Annotated in this window: 14 protein-coding genes; 8 read left to right on the top strand and 6 right to left on the bottom strand. The window is 64.3% G+C overall.

Annotated elements, in window-relative coordinates:
* Positions 1-66: 66 nt before the first annotated feature.
* Positions 67-675 carry a hypothetical protein gene (locus tag JNM03_RS08965; protein ID WP_294036109.1) on the bottom strand — a complete coding sequence of 203 codons (609 nt, stop codon included), beginning with the start codon at positions 673-675 and terminating at the stop codon, positions 67-69.
* Between the two features lie 101 nt (positions 676-776).
* Positions 777-1,085 (bottom strand): putative quinol monooxygenase, encoded by a 309-nt coding sequence (locus tag JNM03_RS08960; RefSeq protein ID WP_294036108.1) that lies wholly within the window; start codon positions 1,083-1,085, stop codon positions 777-779.
* A 259-nt stretch (positions 1,086-1,344) separates the two neighbouring features.
* Here JNM03_RS08960 and JNM03_RS08955 point away from each other — a divergent pair, with 259 nt between their 5' ends.
* From JNM03_RS08955 to phoB, 6 genes are all read left to right on the top strand, one after another.
* Positions 1,345-2,394, top strand: coding sequence for a substrate-binding domain-containing protein (locus JNM03_RS08955; RefSeq protein WP_294036107.1), 1,050 nt, complete (start codon positions 1,345-1,347; stop codon positions 2,392-2,394).
* Between the two features lie 173 nt (positions 2,395-2,567).
* The gene (pstC, locus tag JNM03_RS08950) at positions 2,568-3,944 is read left to right on the top strand and encodes a phosphate ABC transporter permease subunit PstC (RefSeq protein WP_294036106.1); all 1,377 of its coding nucleotides are present in this window, start codon (positions 2,568-2,570) and stop codon (positions 3,942-3,944) included.
* A gap of 46 nt (positions 3,945-3,990) precedes the next feature.
* Complete coding sequence (gene pstA, locus JNM03_RS08945; protein ID WP_294036105.1) at positions 3,991-5,205, top strand: phosphate ABC transporter permease PstA; 1,215 nt, start codon at positions 3,991-3,993, stop codon at positions 5,203-5,205.
* 2 nt (positions 5,206-5,207) lie between these two features.
* Positions 5,208-6,005 carry a phosphate ABC transporter ATP-binding protein PstB gene (gene pstB / locus JNM03_RS08940; RefSeq protein ID WP_294036104.1) on the top strand — a complete coding sequence of 266 codons (798 nt, stop codon included), beginning with the start codon at positions 5,208-5,210 and terminating at the stop codon, positions 6,003-6,005.
* 25 nt (positions 6,006-6,030) lie between these two features.
* Positions 6,031-6,750, top strand: coding sequence for a phosphate signaling complex protein PhoU (gene phoU / locus JNM03_RS08935; RefSeq protein ID WP_294036103.1), 720 nt, complete (start codon positions 6,031-6,033; stop codon positions 6,748-6,750).
* A complete protein-coding gene (phoB, locus tag JNM03_RS08930) occupies positions 6,750-7,445 on the top strand; it encodes a phosphate regulon transcriptional regulator PhoB (protein WP_294036102.1) in 696 nt (231 codons plus the stop codon). The genes phoU and phoB overlap by 1 nt, the downstream gene beginning before the upstream one ends.
* 9 nt (positions 7,446-7,454) lie before the next feature.
* Here the strand turns inward: phoB and JNM03_RS08925 are convergent, their stop codons facing one another.
* Both JNM03_RS08925 and JNM03_RS08920 read right to left on the bottom strand, forming a co-directional pair.
* A complete protein-coding gene (locus JNM03_RS08925; protein WP_294036101.1) occupies positions 7,455-9,200 on the bottom strand; it encodes a hypothetical protein in 1,746 nt (581 codons plus the stop codon).
* Between the two features lie 53 nt (positions 9,201-9,253).
* A complete protein-coding gene (locus JNM03_RS08920) occupies positions 9,254-10,462 on the bottom strand; it encodes a porin (RefSeq protein WP_294036100.1) in 1,209 nt (402 codons plus the stop codon).
* Positions 10,463-10,662: 200 nt separating this feature from the next.
* On the opposite strand from JNM03_RS08920, the gene JNM03_RS08915 reads away from it, so the two are divergent.
* Positions 10,663-11,565: an SDR family oxidoreductase gene (locus JNM03_RS08915; RefSeq protein ID WP_294036099.1), complete on the top strand. Its 903-nt coding sequence runs from the start codon at positions 10,663-10,665 to the stop codon at positions 11,563-11,565.
* 124 nt (positions 11,566-11,689) lie between these two features.
* Positions 11,690-12,763, top strand: a complete 1,074-nt coding sequence (locus JNM03_RS08910) for a hypothetical protein (protein ID WP_294036098.1) — start codon at positions 11,690-11,692, stop codon at positions 12,761-12,763.
* On the opposite strand, the gene JNM03_RS08905 is transcribed toward JNM03_RS08910, so the two are convergent.
* Positions 12,741-13,088 carry a DUF2794 domain-containing protein gene (locus tag JNM03_RS08905; RefSeq protein ID WP_294036097.1) on the bottom strand — a complete coding sequence of 116 codons (348 nt, stop codon included), beginning with the start codon at positions 13,086-13,088 and terminating at the stop codon, positions 12,741-12,743. The genes JNM03_RS08910 and JNM03_RS08905 overlap by 23 nt on opposite strands.
* Positions 13,088-13,807 carry a serine O-acetyltransferase gene (cysE, locus tag JNM03_RS08900; protein ID WP_294036096.1) on the bottom strand — a complete coding sequence of 240 codons (720 nt, stop codon included), beginning with the start codon at positions 13,805-13,807 and terminating at the stop codon, positions 13,088-13,090. Before cysE ends, JNM03_RS08905 begins: the two co-directional genes overlap by 1 nt.
* Positions 13,808-13,815 lie beyond the last annotated feature (8 nt).

Below are 13,815 nucleotides of genomic sequence, written 5' to 3'. Positions count from 1 at the left end.
CGGATAAAGTCGGCCGAGGCACGGGCCTCGTTCGAGGGTGACGAGGACGCGGGCGTCAGTCGGCCGTCAATGCCACACCGCCGACAGCGGATAAGTGGCGATCAGCCAGATCAGGCAGGCGATGACGACGCGCCGGTCCTTTGCCCAGATCGCAACGGCCGCGGCGGGAAAGAAGCTCCAGGTGATGACGATCCGGCGCAGGTCAAAGGGCGGGACGTCCACGAGCACGCCATAAGTGACGATCAGCGCGATGTTGCACAGGAAAATGCCGCCGATCACCTTGCGCCGGTGCTTGTCGAAATGGGCGTTCAGATCGCTCCACCCCTCGGGGTCGTCGGGAAATACCAGCGACGCGGCGACATAATAGATAGCGGTAACGACAAAGCCCCCGAACATCACCGGCCAGCCGAGCGGCAACTGACCTTGCATCGCCCAGCCGTACATCCAGAAGGTCACGACGTCGCACGACACGAACAGGCCGAGCAATGCGGTCGGCCACCCGATGCGCACCTTGTGGCTGGCCTTCAGCGCGCGCGCCAGCCCGCCCAGCCCCTCGGCCAGCGCGAGGCCAAGGATCAGCCCGAACAGCGAAAAGATGAATTCGAACCCGCTCATATGCCCCCGGCTAACCTCTTCCCCGCCCGCAAGCGGGAAGGGCAGCGAGACTTGCGACATGTTCGCTAGTCGCAGCGGCATGGGCAATGCAACCCCGAATGCTCGCCATCGCTCGCGACCCATCCCCCAACCCCTCCCGCAGGCGGGAGGGGAGAAGACGGTCACCCCATCAGCTTCGCGGTAACATCCTCGGCGGCAAAAATCCGGATCACTGGCGGCTCTGGCGACAGCGCGCGCATTTCGGCCACAAAGGCGCCCGACGCGGGCACCGCGAAATGGGCACGCACCGCATCGACGCTCTCCCACTCCTCCACGAAGACAAGCCGCAGCGGGTCCTCGACATCGACATGGCAGTTGTGCGCCAGGCACCCCGCTTCGGCTCGCGACCGCGCACTATGCTCAGCGCCGAGCGCGATCGCGTGCTCGCGATGTTCGGGGGTCATGATGACGTGGCCGGTAATGAGGATCATGGGATAGCCGCCTTCCGTGCAAAGCTGGCATTTAGGACGAATGCAGGTTCGAATCCATGCCGAGCCTTGCAATCCGCCCCAGCGGCAATCGGTCGCGAACCGTTGGAAGAAAAATTCAACGCGGCTCGCCACTCTTACCATGACACTTATATGACATTCCCTGTCACAAACACGTCACACGAATCCCCCATTGGCGGCTCAGCGAGTCGCCGCGGGGGTGGTGGCTTGGTTCGGTAACGACCCCCGACAGGATTGTCTCATGGTGAAGAAATTTGCCCTTATCGCCGGCGCCGCGACGTGCGCCTTGGCGCTTTCCGCGTGCCAGGATCAGGCGTCCTCGGGTGGCGGCGCGCGTGATTATATCAGCGCGGTCGGTTCCTCGACCGTCTATCCCTTTGCCACCTCCGTCGGCGAAAAGTTCGCGGAAGCCACCGGCAACAAGGTGCCGAAGATCGACAGCACCGGCACCGGCGGCGGCTTCGAGCGGTTCTGCGCCGGTGTTGGCGGTGACACGCCCGACATCGCGAACGCCTCGCGCCGCATAAAGAAGAAGGAATTCGACACCTGTGCCAAGAATGGCGTCAAGGACATCGTCGAAATCCAGGTCGGCATCGACGGTATCGCACTGGGCGAAGCGCAGCGCGGCCCCGGCTTCAAGCTGTCGGAAGAAGATGTGTACAAAGCACTCGCGGCGAACCCCTATGGCAAGCCGAACACCGCGAAGACGTGGAAGGACGTGAACCCCGCCCTCCCCGCGGTCGCCATCTCGGTCTTTGGTCCGCCATCGACCAGCGGCACTTACGATGCGTTCAAGGAGCTGATCCTGGGCAAGGGTTGCGACGCCAATCCGGACATGAAGGCGCTGAAGGAAAGCGACAAGGACAAGCATGAGGCGACCTGCACGACGCTGCGCGGCGCGCCCTTCTATGTCGAGCAGGGCGAGAACGACAATCTCATCATCTCGAAGCTGGACAAGAACCCGACCAGCCTCGGCATATTTGGCTTCAGCTATCTCGACGCTAACAAGGACAAGATCAAGGCAGTGCCCGTACAGGGTGTCGCGCCGACCTATGCCGCGATCGCCGACGGCAGCTATCCGGGATCGCGTCCGCTGTTCATCTATGTCAAGAAGGCGCATGTCGGCGTGATCCCCGGTCTGGCCGAATATGTCGCGGAATTCCTGAAGGGTTCGGCCGAAGGCGGCTATCTGGCGCCGAAGGGGCTGGTCGTTTCGCCGAAGGCGATCGCCGATACGGCGACGGCCAATGCCAAGAATATGACCGTGCTCGACGGGTCGGTGCTGAAATAAGGTTGCTCGCGATGGTGGCCGGGCGGCTTCGTCCGGTCCGGCCACCGCCCCTTTTTAATCGTCATTGCGAGCGAAGCGAAGCAATATCCGGCGAGCGTCCAGCATTTCGATGGCTGGAAATTGCTCCGTCGCTACGCTTCTCGCAATGACGGGAACGGTTTGATGAGAGACACGTGACCTTCAACGCCGCCGCCCTTCTGCTTCTGATAGCGGGTCTCGCCCTGATCGGCTGGCTTGCCGGCCGGGCGCGATCGGCGCTGCTCGCGGGACGTACGGGTGCCAAGCTGCACTCGCGGCCGCAATATCATGGCTGGTATGTCGCGCTGTGGCTGTTCGCCCCGGCCGCGATCTTCCTGGCGGTGTGGTCGAGCGTGTCGCCCGCGCTGATCACCAACAGCGTCCTGGCCTCCGACGCGGCGCAGAACCTGCCCGCCTTCGGTTTCGAGCGCGGGGCGATCCTGTCCGACGCACGCAATGTGGCCGAGGGCCATCAGGCGACAGTACGCATTCCCGCCGCGGCGGCGCTGGTCCGGCCCTATGCCGACGCAACACACAGCTATGCCTGGATCGGCATCGCGGCGATGCTGGCGCTCGCGCTGGCCGGCGGCCTCTATGCCTTCACGCGCATCCGCCCCGATTTCCGCGCGCGAACGAGGGTCGAAAAGATCGTCATGGCGTTGCTGCTCGTCGCGTCGCTTGTCGCGATCCTGACGACTTTCGGCATCGTCCTGTCGCTGCTCTTTGAATCGATCCGCTTCTTTCGCCTCGTGCCGCCGACCGAACTGTTGTTCGGAACCCATTGGGCGCCGACCAGCGGCGCGCCGCAGGACGACACCTTTGGCGGCATCCCGCTGTTCTGGGGCACGATCCTGATCGGCGCGATCATCGCGATGATCGTCGCGATCCCGATCGGCATGATGACCGCCGTTTACCTCACCCAATATGCCGCACCCGCGGTCCGCCGCTGGGTGAAGCCGCTGCTGGAAATCCTCGCCGGCGTACCGACCGTCGTTTACGGCTATTTCGCCGCGCTGACGATCGCGCCGGCGCTGCGCGAATTTGCGGTGATGCTGGGGATTCCCAACGCCTCCACCGAAAGCGCGCTGGCCGCGGGCATCGTGATGGGGGTGATGATCATTCCCTTTGTCTCGTCGATGGCCGACGACAGCATCAACGCGGTCCCGCAGGCGATGCGCGACGGATCGCTGGCACTCGGCGCGACGCCGAACGAGACGATCCGCCAGGTGCTGATCCCCGCCGCGCTGCCCGGCGTGATGGGCGGTATCTTGCTGGCGGTCAGCCGCGCGATCGGCGAAACGATGATCGTCGTGATGGCAGCGGGTCTTTCCGCGAACCTGACCGCCAATCCCTTTGCCAGCGTCACCACGGTGACGGCGCAGATCGTCAAGCTGCTGACCGGCGACCAGGAATTCGACAGCGCGAAAACGCTGGCCGCGTTCGCGCTGGGCCTTGTGCTGTTCCTCGTCACGCTGCTGCTCAACATCGTCGCGCTGCGCGTCGTCAAAAAGTATCGCGAAGCTTATGAATAGAAGCGCTGACACATTTGGTCGCCCCACCGACTGGAAAGGCGCGGCGATGCAAAAGCGCATCGCGAGCCGCTATGGCGCCGAGCGTCGCTTCAGGCTGTTCGGGCTGGGCGCGGTGCTGTTGTCGGGGGCGTTCCTCGCCTTTCTGCTGGTGGTGATGGTCGGCGGCGGCCTGCGCGGCTTTACCTATACGAATGTCGAGGTTCCCATCGACTTCAAGGCGATGCCGCTGACGATCGATCCTGCACGCCTTTCGGATCCCGACGCCGATCAGGTGATCGCGAACGCCGGCCTGTCCGACATCGTCGCGTTCGCCGCCGATGAGGCGCTGGGCCACGACGGGGCGAAGCTGGTTTCGGAGAACGCCTGGAAGGAAGTGCGCACCGCGATCAAGGACGATCCCGCCCTGCTCAAGGGGCGGACCGTCTTTCACCTTCCCACCGCGTCCGAAGTCGATATCGCCGCCAAGGAAGGCGCAAAGGGTGCCCTCGGCGCCAGGGTCGCGGCACTGGAGAAGGACGGCAAGCTGTCGACCGGCATCCACTGGCCCTTCTTCAAGAACGCCGACGCCACGGACCCCGCGGTCGCGGGCATCTGGGGGGCGCTCAAGGGCTCGATCCTGACGATCTTCATCGCGTTCCTGATCGCCTTTCCGACCGGGGTTCTCGCGGCCCTCTATCTGGAGGAATATGCGCCCAAGAACCGCTGGACCGACCTTATCGAAGTGTCGATCAACAACCTCGCGGCGGTGCCCTCGATCATCTTCGGCCTGCTCGCGCTCGCGGTGTTCATCAACTGGTTCGGCCTCTGTCAGGCCAGTCCGCTCGTCGGCGGACTGACGCTGGCGCTGATGACGATGCCGGTGATCGTGATCGCCAGCCGCAATGCGATCAAGTCGGTGCCGCCCTCGATCCGCGATGCGGCGCTGGGGGTCGGCGCCAGCCCGGTGCAGGTGGTATTCCACCACGTCCTTCCCCTCGCCCTGCCCGGCATCCTGACCGGCACGATCATCGGCATGGCACGAGCGCTGGGCGAAACCGCTCCGCTGCTGCTCGTCGGGATGCGCGCCTTTATCGGCGATGTGCCGGGCGGCATCTGCTCGCCCTCGACAGTGCTGCCGATGCAGATCTTTCTCTGGTCCGACGAAGTCGACCGGGGCTTTGTCGAGAAAACCTCCGCAGCGATCGTCGTGCTGCTTGTCGTGCTGCTGTCGATGAACGCTCTCGCCATCTATCTCCGCAACAAGTTCGAAAAACGCTGGTGAAAATGACCCCTTTGACCACAACAAACGACGATCTGACCATCACCGACCCCAAGATGAAGGCCCACGGGGTCGACGTCTTCTATGGCGAGAAACAGGCGATCAAGGACGTGTCGATCGACGTCGGCACCGACCTTGTCACCGCCTTCATCGGCCCGTCGGGCTGCGGCAAGTCAACCTTTCTGCGTTCGCTCAACCGGATGAACGACACCGTCGCCAGTGCCCGGGTCACCGGACGGATCGAACTCGATGGCGAGGATATCTACGCGCCGTCGATGGACGTGGTACAGCTTCGCGCCCGCGTCGGCATGGTGTTCCAGAAGCCGAACCCCTTCCCCAAATCGATCTATGACAATGTCGGCTATGGTCCGCGCATCCATGGCCTTGCACCGGCCAAGGCCGACCTCGACGTCATCGTCGAGCGCGCGCTCGTCCGCGCTGGCTTGTGGGACGAGGTGAAGGACCGGCTCGGCGAAAGCGGCACCGCATTGTCGGGCGGGCAGCAGCAGCGGCTGTGCATCGCGCGCGCGATCGCGGTCGACCCCGAAGTCATATTGATGGACGAACCCTGTTCGGCGCTCGACCCGATCGCAACCGCGAAGATCGAGGAACTGATCCACGAACTGCGCGGCAAATATGCGATCGTGATCGTCACCCACAATATGCAGCAGGCGGCCCGCGTGTCGCAACGCACCGCCTTTTTCCACCTCGGGACGCTGGTCGAATATGGCAAGACCACCGACATCTTCACGAACCCGCGGCAGGAACGCACCAAGGATTATATCACCGGCCGCTACGGTTGATCCGTAGCCGCGAAAGGAACGAACGATGGCAGTAGTCAACGATCACACCGTCAAGGCCTTTGACGAAGACCTGAACCGTCTGCGCGGCCTGATCAGCGAGATGGGCGGGCGCGCCGAGCAGGCGCTGCTCCAGGCGATGACCGCGCTCAACAAGGGCGACCTCGACCTCGCCGCCCAGGTCGTCGAGGGCGACAGGAAGATCGATGCCCTGGAGGCCGAGGTCGAACAGCTCGCGGTCCAGACCATCGCCCTGCGCGCGCCGATGGCGGACGATCTGCGCGAAATGATCGCCGCGCTCAAGATCGTCTCGGTCGTCGAGCGGATCGGCGACTATGGCAAGAATATTGCCAAGCGTGTCGCGCTGATGGACCAGACCCGGTCGATCGAGGCGATCCCGTTGCTGATGTCGATGTCGTCGATCGTCGCCGAGCTGATCCACGACGCGCTGGACAGCTTTGCCGCGCGCGACGCCGAACTGGCGGTCCGTGTGACGGTGCGCGACAAGAATGTCGACGATTTCTACAACAGCATCTTCCGCACGCTCGTCACCTTCATGATGGAAAATCCGAAACATATCTCCGAAAGCGCGCACCTGCTGTTCGTCGCCAAGAATCTGGAACGCATGGGCGATCACGCGACGAACATCGCCGAGATGGTCTATTATGTCGTGACCGGCGAGCGCATGGAGGAGCGTGAGCGCGGCGAACAGCCCGAAGATGGCGCCGCGGAGCAGGAGCAAGGGTAATGCCACAGCCCGACCTGCTGTTGATCGAGGATGACGAGGCGATCGCCGAACTGATCGTCTGGCATTTCGCGCGCGAAGGCTTTTCGGTCCGCCAGACGCCCGACGGCGAACAGGCGCTGATCCTGGTCGAGGAGCGCGTTCCCGACATCGTCCTGCTCGACTGGATGATCGAGAGCCTGCCCGGCATCGAGGTGTGCCGGCGCCTGCGCCGCAACCCGAAATCGGCGAACGTGCCGATCATCATGCTGACCGCCCGCGGCGAGGAAGAGGATCGTATTCGCGGTCTTGAAACCGGCGCCGACGATTATGTCACCAAGCCGTTCAGCCCGCGCGAGCTGGTTGCGCGCGTATCGGCGGTTCTGCGCCGCCTGCGCCCCGCGCTCGCGGGCGAGCTGCTGGCCTATGCCGACATCGAACTCGATTCGGTGGCGCACAAGGTCGTTCGCGGCGGCCAGATCGTCGCGATGGGGCCGACCGAGTTCCGCCTGCTGCGCCATTTTATGGAACATCCCGGCCGCGTCTTCTCGCGCGGGCAGCTTCTCGACAGCGTCTGGGGACAGGACAGCGACATCGAACTGCGCACCGTCGACGTCCACATCCGCCGCCTTCGCAAGGCGATCAACCTGCCAGGCACCGCCGATATCATTCGCACGGTCCGGTCGGCCGGCTATTCGCTCGACGCCGGCAAGGGCTGAGGCGGCGGATCAATCCCGGCGCGGATCATAGGGTCTGGCTGCGCGTTCGGCGATGCGTTCGCGATAGCCAGCCTCCGTACCCGAACGATTTTCCGGCTTTGCGAAGCTATCCACCGGCCGCCCCAGTACCGCCAGCAACACGTCCCAATCCTCCCTGCCGGAAGATTTGTAGCGGCGGTCCAGACCCGGCGAGGCAAGCAGAGTTTCGATCTCCGGGCGCGCGGATGACGCCGCCGGACCGATACGGCGAAGGCCGCTGCGGACGGCGTTGACGGCTTCGGTCAGGTCCCCATAGCCATATTCACCGGGATCATAGACCGAGAATTCGCGCAACAACCGCAACAGATCGGGAACCGCCTTCGCGCCCCGATCGCCCTGTCGCTTGATCAGGCCCGTGGCATAGCGGCTCACCGCCGGATCCGCGAGGATCTCCCGCTCCTCGGGCAAGGGGTCGGAATAGGCTCCGTCGGGAAGCGCGGCGAAGGCATTGACCCAATGCCGCGCCGCCTTCTTGTCCCCGGCGGCCAGATAGCGCCGCGCGGCGAGCCGCCGGAACTCGGCGGTATCGCCGTCGATGCGCTTGACGATCGCCCACAATCCATCCGACGATGACACCCGCGGGTCCGCCAGAATGTGGACCAGCAAGCGCCGGTCGTCGGCGCCAAGCGGCTCATCACCCTTGCGGAATGAGTCCATCCACTGGTTCGCCAGCGCGAACGCGGGATCGTCCACCGCCCGGGCGGGGTCGGCGAGCGCGCGGGCGAGTTGTTCCCGCGTCTTCGCCTGCGCCGCCGCGACGTCGACGCCGCGTGCGATGTTACTGTGCTCGATCAGCAGGCGTTCCACCGGAATCTGATCATATTCGCGCCCGTCGCCCAGCCGCGTGCGCTGCCAGCCGAACCGGAAATTCTCGATCCCGCCCGACGTGCCGATCGTCAGAGGCGCCGCAGCAGCATAGATCGACAGGATGGATCGTCGCAGCAATACCCGCCCGGCGGCGTTGGTGACCGTCAGCGCCTTGCGGCGCGGAACCGACGGACGAAACGACCAATCCGGGTCGCGCGATCCGGGTTCGGATTTGCGCACGAAGCCGTCCTCGATCGCGATGACAAAGTCCGCCTGCGGCGCATCGTCATCCACCAGCAGCGCCTTGCCGGTCGCCAGCATCAGGTTCCATTCCGATTCCAGCGCCCGTTGCCGGAGGAACGGATCGCCGGCATCATATTTGCCCGAGCCATCCATCAGGCCATAGCCGGTGGCCTTGGCGCGCTGGCCCGTCGCCGTGTCGGGCGCAATCCGATAGATCGCCGGGCGACCGCGCACCGGCTCGATGCGGACCGATGTGACGCCGGGAGTTTTGAGCAAGGCCGCACACAGCGAATCGCATTTGGCCTCGAACGGCCCCCTGATGAGGATGTTGCCTGCAAAACCGATCCGCGTGCCGGCGCGTACGTCCGGCTGCCGCAGTCCGGCGAGCTCTGCCTTCGCGGACAACAACCCCGGCTGCGGGATGGCCCAGAACAGCGCCAGCGTCGCGGCCGCCGACAGGAGATTGAGCGGGAGGCCCGAAAGACGGCTCCGGATCAGCCATCGCGCGACCGCAAAACCGACGCCGTAAAGAAAGGCTGTGGGCATCAGGGCAAGGACGAGGCCGGGAATGACCAGAAGGAACATCCCGATAACGACCAGCCCCGGCATCGCCAGCGCCAGAAACGCTCCGACGCCCGTCACGATCAGATAGGTTCTCAGCCACATGCATGGCCGCCTTACGTACGGCCATCAAGAAACGGTAAAGCGCGGCGCGCGGCTCAATATGTAAACTGCACCCGCGCACCGACAACATCGACGCCATAGTTGCGATCGCCGGCGATCGCGATCGCCGCATCGCGATAGTTGAGCCGCGCATATTGGGCCATCACGCGCATCCAGTCGGTCGGCGACCAGACGACCGACGCCATATAGCCGCGCTGCTGTCCGCCGACGACGCCGGCGCTGTTTAGGTCGAGATAGTCGTAACGCGCATTGAGCTGCACCGCGCCGATGCCACCCTTTTGTCCCAATGGCCGCTTCGGCTTGATCGCCCCGAACGCGCCGCCTTTCAAAGGCCGGCTGTCGCCCTTTGTCAGGAAGACGCCTACCTCGGCATAGGCTCCGAAGAAGGTCGGGTCGCTGGCGCCGGTGCGGGTCGCATGCTGCCAATACGCCTCGCCGGCAAAATGGAAGGGGCCGTTGACCGCCGCGGCCTCGACCCCATAGGTCTGTTCGCGTTCGGCGAGCAGCCCCGGCGTCCCGATGTAGCGCGTCTCGACCGAATGCGCGAGCGGACGCTGGCGATAACGAACCGGCGCAAGCGCGGAATCCTTGCGATCCTTCCAGTGATAGGCCGCGCCCAGATGCAGCTTCGTCTTGCCGATCTGCGGCATCCACACCGCGCGCACGTCGGCGGACACGCTGTTGTCATCGACGTCGTCGAGCTGGATCAGCGCGTCGGTCGCGACCCCGGCATTGATCTGGAACGCGCCCTTGGCATATCCCGCCGACACCCCGGTCCGGCGGGCGAAATTGAACGCGGTCACGAACGCCGCGCGCTCGGTGAAACTGGTGTTGAGATCGCTTGTCGTGTCATCCAGCGGCGTGAAGAATTTCTGCTGACCCGCCGTCACGTTGAAGCCCTTGCCGTTCCACGCGACAAAGGCATCGACGAATTCGATCGGGTCGGCGGTAAATTCACCCTCGACGCGCGCCGAGAATCCTCCGGGCATCTTGATGTCGACGCCCAGCTGGGCGCGGCGAATCTCTTCGGAATTGCCGGTTCCAGCAAGCCCGGCCGGCCCGCTGACATTTGCCCAATCATATTGCAGGCGCCAGCGCGGCTTGATTTCCCACTCCGACTTCTTTTCCGGCTTCACAGGCTCAGCGGCGGACAATTCCTTGCCCCCCGCACCCTCGGCGGCCAGCGCCGGAACGGACATCAGCACCAGACCAAAAGCCGATGTTGCGAAAAGAAGCTGGCGCATCAGGGAATTGCTCCGTTGCGAAAGGTGACAATCTCGCGGCGCTGTTATGACGCCGAGATGACAGATGCACGTCATTTGCATGACATTTTTGTTTCAGATTACGTTTTCATTCGCCCCCTTGCCTGCGAGCCGCGAGCCAGTAAGGACGGTTCGGTTTTTTCGGGCAACTGTTCCAAAGTCGCCCCTTCCGGGAGATCATCATGACGATCAAATTTGACGGGCGCGTTGCCATTGTCACCGGCGCCGGCGGCGGCCTTGGCCGCGCCTATGCGCTCGAACTCGCACGCCGGGGAGCGAAGGTCGTCGTCAACGACCTTGGCGGCAGCCGCGACGGGACCGGGCATTCGGATGCCGCGCTGCAAGTCGTCGAGGAAATTCGCGCCGCGGGCGGAGCCGCGATGTCGAACGGCGGCAGCGTCACCGAATATGACCAGATGGTCGAAATGGTCGCCAAGGCCAAGGAAGAATGGGGCGGCGTTCATATCGTCATCAACAATGCCGGCATCTTGCGCGACAAGAGCTTTGCGAAGATGGAACCGGCCGATTTCGACCTGGTCGTGAAGGTCCACCTGCTTGGCAGCGCGAATGTGACAAAGGCGGTCTGGGACATCATGCGCGAACAGGCTTACGGCCGCCTGCTGATGACCGCTTCGTCCACCGGGCTTTATGGCAACTTCGGGCAGGCCAATTATGGCGCGGCGAAGCTTGGCCTCGCCGGCCTGACCAAGACGCTCCACCTCGAAGGCGCGAAATACAACATCCGCTGCAACACGATCGCCCCCGTCGCGGGTACGCGGATGACCGAAGACATCTTCCCGCCCGAACTGTTCGAAAAGTTCACGCCCGAAAATGTGGTGCCCGCCGCGCTCTATCTCGTCAGCGAGGACGCGCCGACGAACATGATCGTGGGCGCGGGCGCGGGCGCATTCCATGCCGCCTATGTCACGATGACGCCGGGCATCGCACTTCCCGAAGGCGACCGGACGCCCGAAGGCGTCGCCGCGGCGTGGGACAGGATCATCGACCGCAACGGCGAAACCGTACCCCAGTCGGGCGCGGAACAGTCGATGGCGGTGATGAAGGCCTTGCAGGCGCTCGGTTGACGGCAACTCCTCCCCGTCGCAAGGCGCCGGGGAGGACATGGCGCATCACTGTATTGACACAGCAACACGGCCATGCCATAAGCGCTGTGGGGCAAGGGGGATCGGTCTAAAAAGGACGACCCCGATGTATAGTGAAAGCGACCTGCAAGCTGCGGTCGATGCGAAGGTGCTGACGCCGGAGGCCGCGACGGCCTTTCGGTCGCACGTCGCGTCGGTCCGTTCCGCTCCGGCGGCGGATGAAGAATCGTTCCGCCTCATCACCGGCTTCAACGATATTTTCGTCAGCATCGCGGCGGTAATCCTGCTCGTCGCGGTGGGTTGGATCGGGGAATCGATTCACCCCGCCCTCGCCGGCGCATTCGTCGCAGGTTCAGCCTGGTTCCTCGCCGAATATTTCACTCGCAAGCGCCGGATGGCGCTGCCCAGCATCGTCCTTGTCCTGGCATTTTCCGCCGGTGTGTGCGCGACGATGATCGGTTTTCTGGTCAAGCATGGCGAAGCGATCTTCGGCAACCGGCTTGACGAGACGACCGGCGCGGTCCTCGTCGGCGCCATCGCCGCCGTGACCGCCGCCGCGACATGGCTCCATTGGAAGCGTTTCATGGTGCCGATCACCGTCGCCGCCGGAACGGCCGCGCTCGCCGCCACGGCGGTCGCCATTGTCCTTGCGATCGCGGGCGTCGACAGCCCCGACGGCACCCTGCCGATGATCCTCGTGCTGATCGCCGGGCTGGGCGTCTTCACGCTGGCGATGTGGTGGGACCGCAGCGACCGGGTGCGCCAGACGCGCCGCAGCGATGTCGCCTTCTGGCTTCATCTGCTGGCCGCGCCGATGATCGTTCATCCGATCTTCCACCTGCTGGGCGTGACGCGCGGCGACGACATCGGCAGCGCTGCGGCCATGCTCGTCCTGGCGATCTATATCGCGTTCGGACTGCTGGCGCTTGCGATCGACCGCCGCGCGCTGCTCGTCTCGGCGCTCGCCTATGTTCTTTTCGCGATGACGCAGTTGTTCCGCACCTTTGGCGCCGTCGAGCTCAACGTGGCGCTGACGGCGTTCGTCATCGGTTCTGCCCTGCTGCTGCTTTCCGCCTTCTGGCAGAACGCCCGCGCGGCGGTTGTCGGCTTGCTGCCCGAGGACGTTGCCAATCAGCTGCCGGCCACGATCCGTTCGATCAGTCCCCAACCAGCTTCATAAGCTTGCGCTCCACAGGGGCGAGCACGTTAGACAGCTCGTCCCCGCGCTTGAGAACTGCCCCGGCTTCGGAGACAAGGGTCCACATGCCCTGCCGGCTCCGCAAGGCGGGGCGTTTTTCTATACGGTACTCGGGACGTTCAGCCGCGCGGCGAAAGGCGGAAAAGATCGCCGCGTCGCGATGAAAATCCATGGCATAGTCGCGCCAATGCCCGGCCGCGACCATCCGGCCATACAGGTCGAGGATGCGCATCAGTTCGGGGCGCTCGAAACCGGTCTGCTGCGATGCCGCCCTGTTCGCGAACGGCAGGGGCGTTACCGTTCCCATCAGGCGCTTTTCCGGCCCCCTTTGCGCCGCGGTCCTTCGACCTCTGCGGCAAGCGCATCGCGCTCCTCGATCAATTCGGTCAACTGCTTCTGCATCAGTTCAAGCTGGCATTGCAGGATCTCGATCTTTTGCGTCGCGGGATCGAAGGTCTCGCTGCACGGCGTACCGTAGGGAACGAATTCGCGCGCATATTCGCTGGCGTCGAGCAGGGTCGATCGCGCCGGGATGCCGACCATCACCGCCCCCTCGGGCACGTCCTTGGTCACCACGGCGTTCGCCCCGACGCGCGCGCGCGGGTTGACGGTGATCGGTCCCAGGATTTGCGCGCCGGACCCCACGATCACATCGTCGGCCAGCGTCGGATGGCGTTTACCCCCTACGCCGTTCGCGGGATCGGTACCGCCCAGCGTCACGCCCTGATAGATGGAGACATTGTCGCCGATCTCTGCCGTCTCGCCGATGACGACGCCGAACCCGTGATCGATGAACAGGTGGCGCCCGATCTTCGCGCCCGGATGGATATCGACGCCGGTCAGCCAGCGCGCGAAATGGTTCACGAACCGCGCGAGGAAAAACAGCTCCGCCTCGAACAGCCAATGCGCAACGCGGTGCATCCCCACCGCGAGAAGCCCCGGGTAGAGAAGGATTTCCCAGCGCGACCGCGGCGCCGGATCGCGCGCCTTGATCGAATCCAGATAGGCGATCAGCCCATTGAACATCGTTTATG

It is taken from the genome of Sphingopyxis sp. (assembly GCF_016793825.1).
Taxonomy (GTDB): domain Bacteria; phylum Pseudomonadota; class Alphaproteobacteria; order Sphingomonadales; family Sphingomonadaceae; genus Sphingopyxis.
The sequence above is the reverse complement of the archived record's forward strand: the minus strand, read 5'-3'. Positions and strand labels throughout refer to the sequence as shown.

Coding starts and splice junctions, on each gene's coding strand:
- JNM03_RS08965 (WP_294036109.1), bottom strand. CDS start 675: ATGTCGCAAGTCTCGCTGCCCTTCCCGCTTGCGGGCGGGGAAGAGGTT.
- JNM03_RS08960 (WP_294036108.1), bottom strand. CDS start 1,085: ATGATCCTCATTACCGGCCACGTCATCATGACCCCCGAACATCGCGAG.
- JNM03_RS08955 (WP_294036107.1), top strand. CDS start 1,345: ATGGTGAAGAAATTTGCCCTTATCGCCGGCGCCGCGACGTGCGCCTTG.
- pstA (WP_294036105.1), top strand. CDS start 3,991: ATGCAAAAGCGCATCGCGAGCCGCTATGGCGCCGAGCGTCGCTTCAGG.
- pstB (WP_294036104.1), top strand. CDS start 5,208: ATGACCCCTTTGACCACAACAAACGACGATCTGACCATCACCGACCCC.
- phoU (WP_294036103.1), top strand. CDS start 6,031: ATGGCAGTAGTCAACGATCACACCGTCAAGGCCTTTGACGAAGACCTG.
- phoB (WP_294036102.1), top strand. CDS start 6,750: ATGCCACAGCCCGACCTGCTGTTGATCGAGGATGACGAGGCGATCGCC.
- JNM03_RS08925 (WP_294036101.1), bottom strand. CDS start 9,200: ATGTGGCTGAGAACCTATCTGATCGTGACGGGCGTCGGAGCGTTTCTG.
- JNM03_RS08920 (WP_294036100.1), bottom strand. CDS start 10,462: ATGCGCCAGCTTCTTTTCGCAACATCGGCTTTTGGTCTGGTGCTGATG.
- JNM03_RS08915 (WP_294036099.1), top strand. CDS start 10,663: ATGACGATCAAATTTGACGGGCGCGTTGCCATTGTCACCGGCGCCGGC.
- JNM03_RS08910 (WP_294036098.1), top strand. CDS start 11,690: ATGTATAGTGAAAGCGACCTGCAAGCTGCGGTCGATGCGAAGGTGCTG.
- JNM03_RS08905 (WP_294036097.1), bottom strand. CDS start 13,088: ATGGGAACGGTAACGCCCCTGCCGTTCGCGAACAGGGCGGCATCGCAG.
- cysE (WP_294036096.1), bottom strand. CDS start 13,807: ATGTTCAATGGGCTGATCGCCTATCTGGATTCGATCAAGGCGCGCGAT.